This window comes from Kitasatospora sp. NPDC056731, assembly GCF_040687675.1.
Classification (GTDB): Bacteria; Actinomycetota; Actinomycetes; order Streptomycetales; family Streptomycetaceae; genus Kitasatospora.
On the sequence record NZ_JBFBNR010000068.1, the window covers coordinates 1 to 14,893 of the forward strand.

The 14,893-nt window shown below is 73.6% G+C and carries 10 protein-coding genes; 5 read left to right on the forward strand and 5 right to left on the reverse strand.

Annotated features, from left to right (window positions below):
• Positions 1-243 precede the first annotated feature (243 nt).
• A complete protein-coding gene (locus AB0R04_RS36580) occupies positions 244-1,542 on the forward strand; it encodes an ABC transporter substrate-binding protein (protein ID WP_063348169.1) in 1,299 nt (432 codons plus the stop codon).
• 95 nt (positions 1,543-1,637) lie between these two features.
• Here the strand turns inward: AB0R04_RS36580 and AB0R04_RS36585 are convergent, their stop codons facing one another.
• Both AB0R04_RS36585 and AB0R04_RS36590 read right to left on the reverse strand, forming a co-directional pair.
• Complete coding sequence (locus tag AB0R04_RS36585) at positions 1,638-2,861, reverse strand: hypothetical protein (protein ID WP_363378201.1); 1,224 nt, start codon at positions 2,859-2,861, stop codon at positions 1,638-1,640.
• 374 nt (positions 2,862-3,235) lie between these two features.
• Positions 3,236-4,612 carry a transcriptional regulator gene (locus AB0R04_RS36590; protein ID WP_363378203.1) on the reverse strand — a complete coding sequence of 459 codons (1,377 nt, stop codon included), beginning with the start codon at positions 4,610-4,612 and terminating at the stop codon, positions 3,236-3,238.
• A 315-nt stretch (positions 4,613-4,927) separates the two neighbouring features.
• On the opposite strand from AB0R04_RS36590, the gene AB0R04_RS36595 reads away from it, so the two are divergent.
• Complete coding sequence (locus AB0R04_RS36595; RefSeq protein WP_244293629.1) at positions 4,928-5,632, forward strand: bifunctional DNA primase/polymerase; 705 nt, start codon at positions 4,928-4,930, stop codon at positions 5,630-5,632.
• A 503-nt stretch (positions 5,633-6,135) separates the two neighbouring features.
• Here the strand turns inward: AB0R04_RS36595 and AB0R04_RS36600 are convergent.
• Positions 6,136-6,828 (reverse strand): metal-dependent transcriptional regulator, encoded by a 693-nt coding sequence (locus AB0R04_RS36600; protein WP_063348173.1) that lies wholly within the window; start codon positions 6,826-6,828, stop codon positions 6,136-6,138.
• A 222-nt stretch (positions 6,829-7,050) separates the two neighbouring features.
• On the opposite strand from AB0R04_RS36600, the gene AB0R04_RS36605 reads away from it, so the two are divergent.
• From AB0R04_RS36605 to AB0R04_RS36615, 3 genes are all read left to right on the forward strand, one after another.
• Positions 7,051-7,815: a sugar isomerase domain-containing protein gene (locus AB0R04_RS36605; protein ID WP_363378206.1), complete on the forward strand. Its 765-nt coding sequence runs from the start codon at positions 7,051-7,053 to the stop codon at positions 7,813-7,815.
• Positions 7,816-8,035: 220 nt separating this feature from the next.
• On the forward strand, positions 8,036-8,944 hold the full coding sequence (locus AB0R04_RS36610; RefSeq protein WP_363378208.1) for a DUF4231 domain-containing protein: 909 nt from the start codon (positions 8,036-8,038) through the stop codon (positions 8,942-8,944).
• Positions 8,945-8,967: 23 nt separating this feature from the next.
• Positions 8,968-9,822, forward strand: a complete 855-nt coding sequence (locus AB0R04_RS36615; protein WP_363378232.1) for an alpha/beta hydrolase — start codon at positions 8,968-8,970, stop codon at positions 9,820-9,822.
• A gap of 40 nt (positions 9,823-9,862) precedes the next feature.
• Here the strand turns inward: AB0R04_RS36615 and AB0R04_RS36620 are convergent, their stop codons facing one another.
• Together AB0R04_RS36620 and fxsT are read right to left on the reverse strand one after the other, a co-directional pair.
• Positions 9,863-10,831, reverse strand: coding sequence for a D-glycerate dehydrogenase (locus AB0R04_RS36620; protein ID WP_363378210.1), 969 nt, complete (start codon positions 10,829-10,831; stop codon positions 9,863-9,865).
• A 101-nt stretch (positions 10,832-10,932) separates the two neighbouring features.
• The gene (fxsT, locus tag AB0R04_RS36625; protein WP_363378234.1) at positions 10,933-14,853 is read right to left on the reverse strand and encodes an FxSxx-COOH system tetratricopeptide repeat protein; all 3,921 of its coding nucleotides are present in this window, start codon (positions 14,851-14,853) and stop codon (positions 10,933-10,935) included.
• Positions 14,854-14,893: the final 40 nt, after the last annotated feature.

Consider the following 14,893-nt stretch of genomic DNA (forward strand, 5'->3'; position numbering starts at 1 on the left):
GCTGGAGCGGTGGCCCGGACGAGAAGTGTTTCGGGCAGACCGATGCGAAGAATCTGTGCTGGCGGACATGGAGAACGATCGTACGTTCCCTGTCCGTTCGTACTCCACTCCCGATCTACACGCGTGCCCCGCCGGATTTCAGCTCCCGTTATCCGACCGTTCGCACTTCGGCCCTCTCGGCGTGTGGCGCCGGGGCTTGGCTTGCTCCGGTGCGCCGGATGGCGCCCCAGAGAGGGAAGACCGATGACCAGCCGAAGGGACCCGTTCCAACCCCGGCACCAGTTCGCGCGGCGCCGCCGCCGCCCGATCGCCGCGGCCGCCACCGCCGCGGCCCTGCTCCCCACCCTCTTCTCGGCCTCCGCGTGCGGCGGACCGGCCGATGCCTCCACCAACGGCGGCGACCTCACCGTGATGACCTGGTCCCCGTCCGGCACCGGCTCCGCCGACCGGCCCGGCATGACCGCGCTCGCCGAGGCGATCGGCCGGGACGTCAACCTCAAGGGCGGGCTGAACGGCCGCCGGCTGCAGGTGCTCACCTGCAACGAGCACAACACCTCCGAAGGCGCCAAGGCCTGCGCCCAGCGGGCGGTGGACGCCAAGGCGGTCGCCGTGATCGGCTCCTACAGCCAGTACGGCTTCGACTTCATGCCCGTCCTGGAGCGCGCCGGCATCCCCCTGATCGGCGGCTACGGGCTCTCCCAGCCCGAGTTCAGCAGCCCGCTCTCGTACCCGGTGGACGGCGGCATGCCCGCGCTGATCGGCGGCAGCGGCCGTCAGCTGGTCGAGGCCGGCTGCAAGGCCGTCGCGCTGGTCCGCCCGGACACCCCGTCCGGCGACAACCTGCTCGGCTACCTGGCCAACGCGCTCAAGCCGGCCGGCATCAAGCTGCTCGACGTCAAGGCGCCCGAGCAGTCCACCGACTACACGGCGGTGGCCCGCAAGGCGATCGGCAAGGACGAACCGGCGAACTGCGTCACCAGCGCCCTCGCCGCCGAGCCGACCGGCAACCTGCTGGACTCCTACCGCCGGCTGAACCCGAGGAACACCCGGTTCGCCTCGGTGATCGGCAGTGTGCAGCAGTCGGTGGTCGACTCCACCGGCGGCGACTCCGGCCCGCTGGCCGGCACCTACGTCACCAGCTGGTACCCGCCGGAGTCGGCGAAGGTCTGGGACGGGCTGCGCGCGGTGGTGCGCGCCGACGCCACCGGCGGCCACACCATCGACGTCTCCGATCCCGGCGTACAGACCACCTGGGTCGCGTACGAGGTGTTCCGGCTGGTCGCCGAGAAGGTCGCGGCGTCCGGCCGGCAGGTCACCGAGAAGACCGTCACCGGGCTGCTGGACAGCGGCGAGGGCATCGACGTCGGGCTCACCCCGCCGCTGAACTGGGGCACCCCCAACATGCTGCCCAGCACCGAGTCACCGCGGCTGGTGAACACCTGGGTCACCTACCAGGTGGTCAAGGGCGGCCGGATGACCCTGCAGCAGCCGGGCTTCGTGGACATCCGCTGGGTGCTCACCGGGGGCCGCCCACCGGCGTGACGCCCGGACGACGCAGAACGGACGACGAAGGACCAATGACGAAGGACGGACGACGAAGGGGCGGGCCGGCGGGCCCGTTCCCCCGTCCGTCCGTCCTACAGGTCGCCGTCGCTGCGGCTGGGCAGGCCGGTCTGGGTGGCGATCGCGTTCCACAGGGTCGAGGCCTGCTTCTTCGCGGTGGTCGCCGCGCCGCTGGCCTGGACGGCGTTCTTGTAGTGCTGGTTGTCCAGCTTCTTGGGGTCGCAGGCGCCCTGCGAGTCCCCGGCCCAGGCCGCGTACTCGTCGTCGGCCTGCGCGGAGGCGGTCCACGCCGCGTTGAGCTGCTCGACCAGCTGCTGGCCGCCGGGCAGCTTGTCCGCCTTCAGCTGGCCGAGCTTGGTCTGGAGTTCGCGCCGCTTGCCGGCCGCGCCGGTGAGCGCCTGCTGCGACTCGGGCAGCTTGTCGCACTTCTGCACCGAGGCGACCGCGCCGACCACCGCCGAGCGGCTGTCGCTCGCGGTGCCGAGCAGGTCCGACAGCGGCTGCGCCTGGGCCTTGACCGCCGGGTCGACGGTGGTGCCCGAGCTGCTCGCGCTCGCCGTGCCGGGGGTGGCGCTGCCGGTGGCGGCCACCGGGAGGGTCTTCTTGGCGTCGGCGGCGGGGGTGGTTTCGTCCCCGTTCACCAGGACGGCGACCAGGATGCCGGCCGCCGCGAAGCCGGCCACCACCCCGCCGATGATCAGCTTGTTGGACGGGCGGCCGCCACGGGCGGCCGGGGCCTGCGCGCCCGCCTGGGTGGAGTCGAAGCCCTGCCCGTGGTCCTGGCCGTAGCCCTGCCCCTGCCCGTGGTCCTGGGCGTAGCCCTGGCCGTAGTTCTGCCCGTAGTCCTGACCGGGGTAGGCCGGCGCCGGCTGCGGCTGCCCGGCCTGCGAGTAGCCCTGGTAGCCGCCCGGGCCGGGCTGCTGCGGGTAGCCGGCCTGGGACTGGCCCGTGGGGTAGCCGCCCGCGTGCGGGTCCGCGCCCGGGTAGGGCGGGAGGTGCTGCGTCTCCGGCGCCGGCTCGTGCTGCGGGACGCCGTAACCGGGCTGCGGAGCGCCGGCCCACGGGGCGGGCTGGGCCGGCATGGCCTGGGTCGGCCGCGCGTGCCCGCCCTCGCCGAGGTACTCCGGCTGCCCGGACGGCTGCCCCACCGGCGGCACGCCTGTCTGCCCCTGCGGGTGGCCCTGGGGATGACCCTGCGGCTGGCCCGGCGCGCCGCCCTGGATCTGGCCGGGCTCGGGGCGGAACAGGTCGTCCAGGTTGAAGTCACCCGAGTTGGGGTACGAGCGGCGCTGGCTCAACGCGATTCCTCACCTGTGCACGACCGCGCGCTGACGGCGGACCACATCTCGTCGGTTCTTGGGGGCATCACAGTTCCTTGGACGTCGCGCCCACGCTACCGGTTCGCCGAACCGGGTGGCCACGCGGGCGGGACATCCCTCACGCTCCCCTCACCCCGCCCCGCCGGGGCCCGGGGCCTTGGGTGGGCCCTGGTGCCCCGGGCGCGGCACTAGGGCGTGTTTCATAATTCCCGCCGGGCGCGCGACGCCGGGCATCCCGCCTGACCGCACCGGCGAAACGTCCAAGTACGGCCCAGTACGAGGACGCTTCGCCGGCACGCCCAGCCGGGCGCCCAACGCCGCGCGCTGATCCGACGCGAATTATGAAACACGCCCTAGGCAGCCTCCGCATCCGCCCTGGCGTGGAACTCGCGGACCACCCGCTGCTCCCGGTACGGCTCCAGCCGGCGCCGGAACTCGTCCAGGTACTCCACGCCCCGGTTGGACCGCAGCCCGCTCAGCAGCCGGACCGCCTGCGCGCCCGTCTCACAGGCGCGTTCGAGGTCCCGCTGCTGCAACTGGGCGGTGGCGAGCAGGACGAGGTCCACCGCGCGGCGGCGGACCCGGGTCGGCGGGTGCAGGTCGAGCGCCCGGCGGGCGTAGTGCTCGGCCTGGCCGGCCTGCTCCAAGTCCCGGTGACAGTGGGCCAGTTCGTCCGACAGATAGGCGTCGTCGAAGTGGGCGATCCAGTCCGGGTCGTCCTCCGGGCGGCGCTTCTCCATCATCTCCAGCGCCTTGGCCGACACCGCCTCGCAGGAGCGGGCGTCCCCCAGCAGGGCGTGGCCGCGGGCCTCGGCGGCGTAGAACATCGCCATCGCCGTCGGGGTGGCGACCGTCCGGGCGCCCTCCTGCGCGGCGCGGGCGAGCTGGGCGATCTCCCGCGGGTTGCCGAGCGTCGCCGCCAGGTGGCTCATCGACGCCGCCAGCACGTAGCCGCCGTAGCCGCGGTCGTCGGCCGCCTGGGCGAGCCGGAGCGCCTGGATGTAGTAGCGCTGGGCCAGGCCGGGCTGGCCGGTGTCCACCGCCATGTATCCGGCCAGTTCGGTCAACCGGGCCACCGCGGCGAAGAGTTGGCGCCCGGTCTCGTCCCGGTACGCCCCGCCGAGCAGGCTGGAGACCACCGAGTTGAGGTAGTGCACGACCACCGGGCGCACGTGACCGCTGCCGAAGCGGTGGTCCAGGTCGACCAGCATCGTGGTGGTGGCCTTGATCGCGGCCACGTCGGTCGGGCCGACCCGGGGGCCGCCGGTGCGGGCCACCACCGGGTCGGGCGGGGTGATCAGCCAGTCCCGGCTGGGCTCCACCAGCGCGGAGGCCGCGACCGTGGCCCCGGTCAGGAAGTCCCGCCGGCCGACGTCGCTGCGCCAGAGCTCGCAGACCTGCTCCAGGGCGGCGTTCAGGGTCGGCGCGAACTGGAGCCCGATGCCGGAGCTGAGGTTCTTGCCGTCGGCCATGCCGATCTCCTCGACCGACACGCTGCGGCCGAGCTTGCGGCCGAGGGCCTCGGCGATCACGGCCGGCGCCTGCCCGCGCGGCTGCTGCCCGCGCAGCCAGCGGGCGACGGAGGTCTTGTCGTACCGCAGGTCCAGACCGTGCTCGGCGCCGCAGAGGTTGACCCTCCGGGCCAGGCCGGCGTTGGAGCAGCTGGCCTCCTGGATCAGTTGCTGCAGACGCTCGTTGGGCTGTCGTGCGACGAGTGGTCTTGCGGCCATTGGGTTTCGCCTCCCCACACCCTCCGGTCCCGGCCGGCGGGCGACGATTCTGCTGATCTGTTGCCGACTGTCCGACCGTCCAAGGAATCTGACACCAGGTTAGCGATCAGCAACGCCAGCGGGATACCCACGGTGACGATCCGCACCCCCCACGCGCCCTGGGAAATGCTCCTGTGCGCCCCCACTGCGCCTGCCCCCGCCCGCCTCAACTCGGTCGAGTAACCGGTTCGAGTGACATTGCCGGTATGCGCCCAACCGGCTTGCGCCGGGCCGTAACCAGCCTCACACACGGTAGTTGAGCTTCGCGTGGAAGACATCCCCGACTCCCCCGACCAGGGCAAGAACGCCGCACTGCCCCCGCTGCTCATCGAAGCCGTCGGCTACGCCGAGAACCGCCACTGGGAGGTCGCTCCCGGCGCCTGGCTGATCGACGGCGACGGGCCCGCCCGCTGCTCCTGCGGCGACCGGCGCTGCCTGCTGCCGGGGGCCCACCCGCTCGACGCGGACTGGGCCCGCAAGGCGAGCGCCGGGCCGGGGGCGGTACGGCGCTGGTGGACCGAGCGGCCGCAGGCCTCGATCCTGCTGCCCACCGGCCGGTCCTTCGACGTCCTGGACGTCCCGGAGACGGCCGGCTGCCTGGCGCTGGCGCGGATGGAGCGGATGGACCTCCAGCTGGGCCCGGTCGCGGTGCTGCCCGCCTCGCCCGGCCGGATCGGCCGGCGGCTGCACTTCCTGGTGCTGCCCGGGGTCGCGGCCAAGCTGCCGGAGATGCTCCGCAAGCTCGGCTGGCCGCCCGGCCGGCTGGACCTGGTGGCCCGCGGCGAAGGGGACTGGACGGTCGCCCCGCCGTCCCGGATCGGCGGCACCGGCTACGCCCAGTGGGCCCGCTCCCCCTCGGCGCTCAACCGCTGGCTACCCGACGCCGCCGAGCTGATCAGCCCGCTCGCCTACGCCTGCGGACGCGAGGCGCCCGCGGCCGCCCACCCCCAGCCCGCCCAGCCGGCGGCAGCGGTGCGCTGAACGGGCGCAGCAACGATTCACCACCCCGGTTCACCGCCCTGGTTCACCACTGCGGTTCACCGCCCCGTGAACGGCCGCCCTCCGCCTATCGGGTGAGGGCGCGCAACGCGCGACACCCCGCGCACGGCTGACGGGCCTTGTCTCCCACCGGAGGCGGGGCCCGTCACACGCATGTGCGGATAAGGCCTCCGTGTACCCGCTGATCATGGACGAAAGCCCCCCGGACGAGTGACAACGCTCAAGGATTGCCATGATCGGCCGAGGGGAGGAATTGCGGTGCGAGGGGACGCCGGAGGGAGCGCTCGGACGGGGAAGCCGGGCGAGGCGGTGGAGGGGCCGGGAGGGAACGGAGGGGATGGAGGGGACGGGAGGGACGGAGGGGACAGGGAGGGAACGGGGAGGCGAAAGGGCCCGCTGCACGGGGAGCAGCGGGCCCTTCTCGTCGTTCAGGGAAGCGCGCTCCCCGCGCCCGGAGGCGTTCCGGGTGCCGGGGAGCGCGCTCCTCAGGCCTGGGCGACGAAGACGTGCTGGGCGATGTCCTTGCCCAGCTCCGCCGCGTTCTCCCCGGTGCCGACCAGCACGCCGGCGACGCCGGCGCTGACCCGCACGGTGGAGCCCGGCCGGATCCCGGCCCGGCGCAGCGTGCGCATCAGCTCGCCGTCGGTCTGGATCGGCTCGCCGATCCGGCGGACCACCACGCTGGCGCCGCCGTCGCCCGGCTTGACGGTGTCCAGCGGGACGAGCGCGGCGTCGAAGCCCTCGCCCTCGGCCTTGGCGTCGCCCAGCTCGTCCAGGCCCGGGATCGGGTTGCCGTACGGAGACTGGGTCGGGTGGCCGAGCATGGCGAGCACCTTGCGCTCGACCGTCTCGCTCATCACGTGCTCCCAGCGGCAGGCCTCCTCGTGGACCTGCTCCCACTCCAGGCCGATCACGTCGACGAGCAGGCACTCGGCGATGCGGTGCTTGCGCATGACGCGTACGGCGAGCCGGCGCCCGTCATCGGTCAGTTCGAGGTGGCGGTCCCCCGCGACCTGCAACAACCCGTCGCGCTCCATCCGGCCGACCGTCTGGCTGACCGTCGGGCCGCTCTGCTCCAGTCGCTCGGCGATCCGGGCGCGCATCGGGACGATGCCTTCCTCCTCCAGCTCCAGGATGGTGCGAAGGTACATCTCAGTGGTGTCGATCAGCCCAGACATCGCCGCTGGCTCCGTTCCTCGGTGTCCTCACCGCCAATTCTGACGTACTGCACCGACAACCGGGCCCGCGCAAGGGCCCCGGGTCCCGGTTTTCGTTCCTGTTGACAGCGGTGCCGCCGGGGCGCCACGGTGCTCGCCGTAGCTTTCTCCACTGGCGGCCCGGACCCTCCCGGCCCGCCCCACCCGGCCGGCGCCCCCACCGGCAGAGAGCGAAGGCAACAGATGAACGACCTGGTCGGCCGGTACTTCGACGCCGCGATCGCCCATCTCCAGCGGGTCCGGGAGGAGGAGGCCGACGCCATCGAGGCCGCCGCGGCACTGCTCGCCGAGGCGATCGCCGAGGGCCGCCGGGTGTTCACCTTCGGTGCCGGGCACTCCGCGCTGCCGGCCCAGGACGTGGTCTACCGGGCCGGCGGGCTGGTCCCGATGAACCTGCTGAACGTCCCCGGGATGGCGGGGGTGACGGTGATGCCCGCGCCGCTGTCCAGCGCGCTGGAGCGGGTGTCCGGCCTGGCCACCACCACCCTGGACCTGACCCCGGCCACCTCCGGCGACCTGCTGTTCGTGATCTCGCTGTCCGGCCGCCAGGTGATGCCGGTCGAGCTGGCCCGGTACGCCCGGGACCGCGGTCTGAAGGTGATCGGCGTGACGTCGCTGGCGTACCCGGGCGAGGTGCCCCCGGCGCACCCGTCCGGCACGTACCTGAAGGACAACTGCGACGTGGTGCTGGACAGCAAGATCGCGGTCGGGGACGGCGAGCTGACGCACCCGGCCGCCGAGACCACCTTCGGCCCGGTCTCCACCATCGTGACCAGCGCGCTCATGCAGGCCGTGGTCGCCTCGGCGGTCGGCCGGCTGGCCGACGCGGCGGCCGACGGCACCACCGCGGCCCCGCCGCTGTTCCGCTCCGGCAACGTCCCCGGCGGCACCGAGTGGAACGCCAAGCAGATGGCCGACAACGCCGACCGGATCCTCTACACCTACTGACAGCCCCCGGTCGCGCCTGCGGGCACGCCGGGCCACGCAGGGTGTCCGCCCGCCCACCGAACGTACCCGGGCCGGACAATCCACCGGGGCATCCCGGCCATTGCGGGCGGCCCGGGGGCGGGCCAGGCGTACCGGGAAGCCGCCCGGGGCAGGAGAGCGGTGCGACCGGAGCGACGGGTGGGGGCCGAACATGGCGTCTGGGGCGGGACGGACGGGGTGGATGCGCGAGCGGGAGCTGCTGCCCGGGTTCTTCTGGGCCGCCGACGCGGCCTCGCTGCGCGGCCAGCGGCGTTCGGTGCTGCTCTCCGCCTGGGAGCTGCTCCTGCTGGTGGCCGCCGCCGCGACCGGCTCGGCCGACGGCGAGCCGTGGGCCTGGCCGGCGGCCGCCGCCTACCTCGGCGCGATCGTCCTCGCGGTGGTGATCAGCCGGCAGAACCCGCAGGGGCTCTGGTACGAGGGCCGGGCCGCCGCCGAGTCGGTCAAGACGCTGGCCTGGAAGTTCGCCGTCCGGGCGGACGCCTACCAGCCGCCGCCGCACACCCTGCCGGACGCGGAGGGCCTGTACCGCGTCCAGCTCGGCGGGGTGCTGGGCGCCTTCCGGGACGGCCGGGTGGTCGCACCGGGCGCCGGGGCGGAGCTCGCCGGGATCACGGCGGCGATGCGCGACCTGCGCGAGCAGCCGCTCGCGGTGCGGCGCGAGGTGTACCTGCGGGAGCGGATCCAGGTGCAGCACGACTGGTACCGCGCCAAGTCCCGGTACTGCGCCCGGGCCGGGGCCCTGGCGGGGGTGCTGGGCGTGGTGCTCCCGGCGCTCGGGCTGGTGCTCGCGGTGCTGCGGGCGCTCGGCGCGTTCACCTACGACGCGCTGGGCACCGTCTCGGCGGTGGCCGCCTCGATCACCGCGTGGGCGCAGCTGCGCCAGTACCGCCCGCTGGCCGCCGCGTACGGGCTGGCCGCCGACGAGCTGGAGCTCATCCGGCGCCAACTGGCCCGGCTGGACGTGGAGTCGGCGGACGCCGAGGAGCTCTGGGCCCGGCTGGCCCGGGACGCCGAGGACGCGGTCTCCCGCGAGCACACCACCTGGCAGGCCCGCCGGGAGATCCGCACCACCACCGACCGGGACCACTGAGGAGGCCGCAGGTGTCGTTACGGATGGTCAAGGCCCCGGACGGTCGCGCCCTCGCCGTCGAATCCCTGGGCGACCCGCGCGGCCGCCCGGTGTTCCTGCTGCACGGCATGCCCGGCAGCCGGGTGGGCCCGCACCCGCGCAGCACCGTGCTGTACCGGCTGGGGGTGCGGCTGATCTCCTACGACCGGCCGGGCTACGGCGACTCGACCCGGCAGTTCGGCCGCCGGGTGAGCGCGGCGGCGGCCGACGTGCGGGCCATCGCGGACGACCTCAAGCTGGACGGCTTCGCGGTGCTCGGCCGCTCCGGCGGCGGCCCGCACGCGCTGGCCTGCGCGGCGCTGCTGCCGCAGCGGGTCAGCCGGGTGGCGGTGCTGGTCGGCCTGGCGCCGCGCAACGCGGCCGGCCTGGACTGGTACGCCGGGATGACCCCGTCGAACGTGCACGCCTACCAGGAGGCGGAGCGCGGGCACGACCGGATCGCCGACGCGATGGAGTTCCGCTCCCGGCAGATCAAGGACGACCCGGTCCGGCTGCTGAACGGGCTGCGGCCCGAACTGTCGCCCGCCGACCGGGAGGTGGTGGCCGACAACGGGCTGCGGCGGATGCTGCAGAGCAACTACCGGGAGGCGTTCCGGCACGGCGCGGACGGCTGGATCGACGACGTGCTGGCGTTCACCGCCGACTGGGGGTTCAAGGTCGAGGACATCGCGGTGCCGAGCTGGCTGTGGCACGGCACCGACGACCAGTTCTCCCCGGTCGAGCACTCCCGCTGGCTGGGCGACCACATCCCCGGCGCCGAGCTCTTCCTGGAGCCCGGCGCCGCGCACTTCGGCGCGTTCCGGGTGCTGACCACCGCCCTGGCCTGGGCGGCGGGCTGAGGCCTCAGGCTGTCATGAGGTTTCAGGCTGTCATGAGACCTCAGGCTGTCACCGGGGTGACCGGCGCTCCCCCGCCCAGCACGGCCAGGACGTTGTCCACCGCCAGGCCGCCCATCGCCTGCCGGGTGGCGACGGTGGCACTGCCCAGGTGCGGGGCCAGGACGGCGCGTTCCTGGGCGAGCAGCGCGGACGGGACGGCCGGCTCGTGCTCGAAGTTGTCCACGGCGGCGGCGAACAGCGCGCCGGACTCCAGCGCGGCGGCCAGCGCCTCCTCGTCCACCACTCCGGCGGTCATGCTGACCACCACCGCCCCGCGCGGCAGCAGGGCGAGGCGGCGGGCGTCCAGCAGGTGCCGGGTGGCGGCGCTGAGCGGGGCGGTGACGACCAGCACCGTGGAGTGGGCGAGCAGGTCCTCCAGCGGCCGCCAGGTGGCGCCGTCGGCCTGCTCGGGCGGCAGCTCGCGGCGGTTGTGGTAGCTGACCGGCATGTCGAAGGCGCGGGCCCGGCGGGCCACCGCCTGTCCGATCCGGCCCATGCCGAGCACGCCCAGCGGGGTGCCGGCCAGCTCCATGCCGAGCAGGAAGTTCGGCGCCCAGGTCCAGGGGCTGCCGGAGCGCAGCAGGCGCTCGCCCTCGCCGAGGCGGCGGGTGGCGGCCAGCAGCAGCGCCCAGGCCATGTCGGCGGTGGCGGTGGTGAGCACGCCGGGGGTGTTGGAGACCAGCACGCCGCGGTCGGCGCAGGCGGCCAGGTCGATGTTGTGGTGCCCCACGGCGTGGTTGGCGACGATCTCCAGGGACGGCCCGGCCGCGTCCAGGAACTCGCCGTCGACCCGGTCGTCCAGGGTGGTGAGCACGGCGCGGCGGCCGCGGACGGCGGCCAGCAGGTCGGCCCGGGCCATCGCCTGGTCGGAGTCGTGGCAGGTGACGGCGTGGCGCGCGGTGAGCCGTTCGATCACCCCGGGCGCGAGGCGCCGGGTGACCAGGACCGGGGGCGGGGTCTGCTTGCTCATGGTCCCGCAGCGTACCCGCCGCCCCCGGCCGGAGGCCGTGCTCTCACCGGCGCCTGCACCCGCGCCTGCACCGGTGCCTGCACCGCCGCTCACACCGCCGCTTACACCGGCTGCGGCTCCAGGTCCCGGTTGATCCGCTTCCAGCCGCGCGCCGCCACCGTGTTGGGGTGCTCCTCGCCGAACTGCCGGATCAGCTCACCGATCGCGCGGGCCCGCAGTTCGGCGGCCTGGGTGTGCCGGCCGGCCGAGCGCAGGGTGATCGACAGGTTGGCCTCGCAGGCGACGGCGTCCGGGTGCCGGGGCGAGTAGCGCTCGCACAGGCCCTGGTAGGCGGCCCGGCCGAGTTCCTCGGCGAGCCCGATCTGGCCGTCGTCGCCGTAGGCGTTGGCCAGGTTGATCACCGCGTTGAGGGTGTACGGGTGGTCCGCTCCGACGGAGTCGGTCAGCCCTTCGACGGTGAGCCGGCCGCGCTCGATGGCGCCCTGGATGTCGCCGCTGCCGCGCAGGTAGATGCCGAGGTTGTTGGCGCAGGCCAGGGTGAAGGGGTGTTCGTCGCCGAACAGGCGGCGGTGGCCTTCGAAGACGGTGGAGCAGAGGTCGCGGGCGGCCTCCTTGTCGCCGGAGGCGCTGTGGTCGGCGGCCAGGTTGAGCGCGCAGGCGAGCGCGTCGGGGGCGTCGGCGCCGTAGCGCTCCAGGTAGCGCTCGTAGGTCTCCTTGGTGATCCGGCGGGCCTCGGCGAGGGCGCCGATGCGGCGCAGTGAGACGGCCAGGGACTTGGCGTTGCGCAGGTTCTCCGGCAGGTCGGGGTCGAGGACGTCGCCGAGGTCGGAGGTGACTTCCTGGAGCAGGTCCACCGAGCCGCGGTAGTCGCCGAGTTCGCGCAGGTCGCGGGCGAGGTTGGACTTGGTGGAGAGGGTGTAGGGGTGCCGGGGGCCGAGGACGGCGGTGCGCCGGTCGAGGGTTTCCTGGTCGAGTTCGCGGGCGGCCTCGCTGTTGCCGACGAGCCGGTAGTCGATGGCCAGGTTGTTGGCCATGGAGAGCGTGCGCGGGTTGTCGTCGCCGAACAACTCGCGGAACTGGTCGAGGATTTCGCGGTCGAGGTCGAGGGCGGCCTGGAACCGGCCGAGTGCCCGGCGGTCGGCGCCGAGGGAGCCGGCCGTCATCAGGGTGTACGGGTGGTGCTCGCCGAGCAGGGCCCGCTGGCGTTCCAGGGTGTCCTCGTCCAGGGCCAGGGCTTCGGCGTAGTTGCCCTGGGAGCGCAGCACGTTGGCGAGTTGGAAGCGCAGCAGCAGGGTCTGCCGGTCGTTCTCGCCGAGCTTGTTGGTCCACTCGGTGTCCAGGGCGTGGCCGAGGTCGCGGGCGCGGTCGAGTTCGCCGCGCTTCCAGAGGTAGCGGACGCGGTCGATGAGCAGTTGGCGGGTGTCCGCCTCGTCGCAGTTGTGCGCCTTGGAGGGCGACAGGTGCGGCCAGATCTCGTCGAAGGCGGGCCAGTTGGCGGGGTCGTCGGTGTCGCCGAGGACGGGCCGGGCGCCGGTGAGGATGCGATGCACCTCGTGGACGGCGATCTCCTGTTCGTCGTCGGTCATCTCGGCCCGGATCACCGCCTGGACGAGCCGGTGCACCTGGAAGCTGTTGCTGCCGGCGTCGACCTTGGCCAGCGCGTACCGGCCGATCGCCTGGATCACCTTGCCCAGCATGAACTTGTCGCTGAGGTCGGCGTCGTACTTCACCAGCGCCCGGATCATCTGGTCGCTGTAGAAGAGGTTCATCGAGATCGGCTCGGGCGCGAAGAACGCGCAGAGCTGCAACAGCCGGACGGCGGCCGGGGATTGCTGGCGCAGCCGGCCGATGGAGACGTTCCAGGTCGCGCCGACCGGGGTCGGGTAGTCGGCGGGGCGGGCGACGGCCAGTGCGCGGGCCGCCTCGGCGTGCAGTTGGGCGACGTAGGTCTCCACCGGGGTGCCGGTGGTGTCCAGCCAGGCGGCCGCGACCTCGACGGCGAGCGGCAGGTCGCCGACCGCCTCGGCGACCCGGTCGGCGTCCGGGCGGGAGAGGCCGCGGGCGCGCCGGCACAGGTGTTCGACGCTCTCGCCGCGGGTGAAGACGTCCACCTCCAGCGCCTCGGCGTGCCCGGTCCAGGCCTGGTTGCGGGAGGTGACCAGGATGTGGCCGGAGCCGCCGGGGAAGAAGCGGCGGATCTCGGCCGGTTCGTCGGCGTTGTCGAAGATCAGCAGCCAGCGCGAGGTGGGCACGCCGCGGCGCAGCGCCTCCCGGGCGGCCTCGGCGGCTTCGGTGACGGAGTCGCCGACGCGCAGGCCGAGCCGGCGGGCGAGGTCGGCGAGGGCGGGGGCGACGAGTTCGGTCTGTTCGGCGTCGATCCACCAGACCAGGTCGTAGTCGGACATGAACCGGTGCGCGTACTCCAGCGCGACCTGGGTCTTGCCGACGCCGCCGAGCCCGTACAGCGTCTGCGGGGTGGGCAGGACGGCCGCCATGCCGCCGCGCAGCTGGTTGCGCAGCTGCTCCAGGACGGCGGCGCGGCCGGTGAAGGAGGGGTTGCGCGGCGGGACGTCCCACACGGTCGGCTTGCTGCCGGGGAAGCGCGGTCCGCTGCCGTTGGGCTCGGTCAGGGCGACGTCGCCGCGGCCAAGGGCGCGCAGCAGGGTCTGGACGGACTGCGTCTCGTCGCGGCCGACGAGGTCGACGGGGTTGCGGTTGCTGAAGGGCGCGGTGAGCCTGACGTCGCCGACGCGGACGGGGACGAGCTGGCGCCGGGTGCCGGCGGGGTCGGAGTTGACCACGGACTCCCACAGCGCCCGGGCCTGCGGGGAGCGCTGGTAGGCGGGCGAGAGCACGGCGACGGTCCGGTAGGCGGCGTCGATGCCACGTTCGGTCTCCTCGCGCGGGTCGGTGCCGGCGCTGAGGTCGCGGGGCAGCACCCGGAAGCCGGCCCGGGTGAGCACGGACTCGATCCAGTCCGCCCACATCCGGTCCTCGGGGACGTAGGAGAGGTAGAGGTCGGCGGGGACGGACGGGCGGCGGCGGGTGAACGCGTCCACGTAGCGCAGCCGCAGTTCCTCGTCCATCACCGGCAGGGAGGTGACCTTGCGCTGGGTGATCATCGCGGTGAGGCGCTCGCAGGCGGCGAGCATCGAGGTGGGGGTGCCGGTCTGGTCGCCGAAGGTGGCGAGGATCTCCTCGTAGGCGTAGAACGGCCGGTACGGGATCTCCACCGAGCCCCAGTAGGAGGCGAGTTCCTCGCCGTTGAGGCCGGCCGGCAGCCCGTCGAAGCGGACCCGGGCGAGGGAGCGGCCGGCGTCGGCCTTCTCCTTCTCGCCCTCGTCGATGCGCATCGGGACGGGCAGGATGCGGATGCCGCGCTCGCGGTAGCGGTCGTGGATGTGCTGGGCGATCCGGGAGGCGCCGTCGATGGACTGGTCGCTCAGGGTGAAGCAGACCACCAGGTCGTCGGGCATCTGGACAGTGCAGATCTCGGCGATGTCGGACAGGCCGGTGCGCGAGTCGATGAGCACGTAGTCGTACCGCTTGCTCATGTCGGCCTTGAGGGCGTCGAAGAACTGCCCGCCGTCGAAGCGGTCGTAGAAGATGTCCCAGTCCAGGTGGGTGACGGCCTCGGAGTAGTCCCGGTTGAACTGGCCGGCGGACAGGAAGTCCAGGCTGCCCCCGGTCGGGAACAGCGGCCAGGACAGCGACAGCGCGTGCGGGTGCACCCTGGCGAAGTCCAGGTGCCAGCCCTCGGCGTGCTCGACCGGACGCAGGGCCTCCTCGCGGTACTCGGCGATCAGGTCCATCATCCCGGTCGTGCCGGCCAGCGAGGCCGGGTCGAGGAAGGGGTGGAAGAACTTGGCCAGGCCCGGCGCCTCCAGGTCCCAGTCCACGGTGAGGACCCGGTAGCCGTTGGCGGCCAGGATCCAGGCGGTGTTGGCGAGCGCCATGGTGCGCCCGGTACCGCCCTTGTAGGAGTAGAAGGTGATGATCCGGCCATTGCGGTCCTGCTCCACGGACCGTCGCTCGGCCTCCCGCTGGGCGGCCAGTTCGGCC

Excerpts from the sequence above, each read along its gene's own strand:
- AB0R04_RS36580 (WP_063348169.1), top strand. The coding sequence starts at position 244 with ATGACCAGCCGAAGGGACCCGTTCCAACCCCGGCACCAGTTCGCGCGG.
- AB0R04_RS36590 (WP_363378203.1), bottom strand. The coding sequence starts at position 4,612 with ATGGCCGCAAGACCACTCGTCGCACGACAGCCCAACGAGCGTCTGCAG.
- AB0R04_RS36600 (WP_063348173.1), bottom strand. The coding sequence starts at position 6,828 with ATGTCTGGGCTGATCGACACCACTGAGATGTACCTTCGCACCATCCTG.
- AB0R04_RS36605 (WP_363378206.1), top strand. The coding sequence starts at position 7,051 with ATGAACGACCTGGTCGGCCGGTACTTCGACGCCGCGATCGCCCATCTC.
- AB0R04_RS36610 (WP_363378208.1), top strand. The coding sequence starts at position 8,036 with ATGCGCGAGCGGGAGCTGCTGCCCGGGTTCTTCTGGGCCGCCGACGCG.
- AB0R04_RS36615 (WP_363378232.1), top strand. The coding sequence starts at position 8,968 with ATGGTCAAGGCCCCGGACGGTCGCGCCCTCGCCGTCGAATCCCTGGGC.
- AB0R04_RS36620 (WP_363378210.1), bottom strand. The coding sequence starts at position 10,831 with ATGAGCAAGCAGACCCCGCCCCCGGTCCTGGTCACCCGGCGCCTCGCG.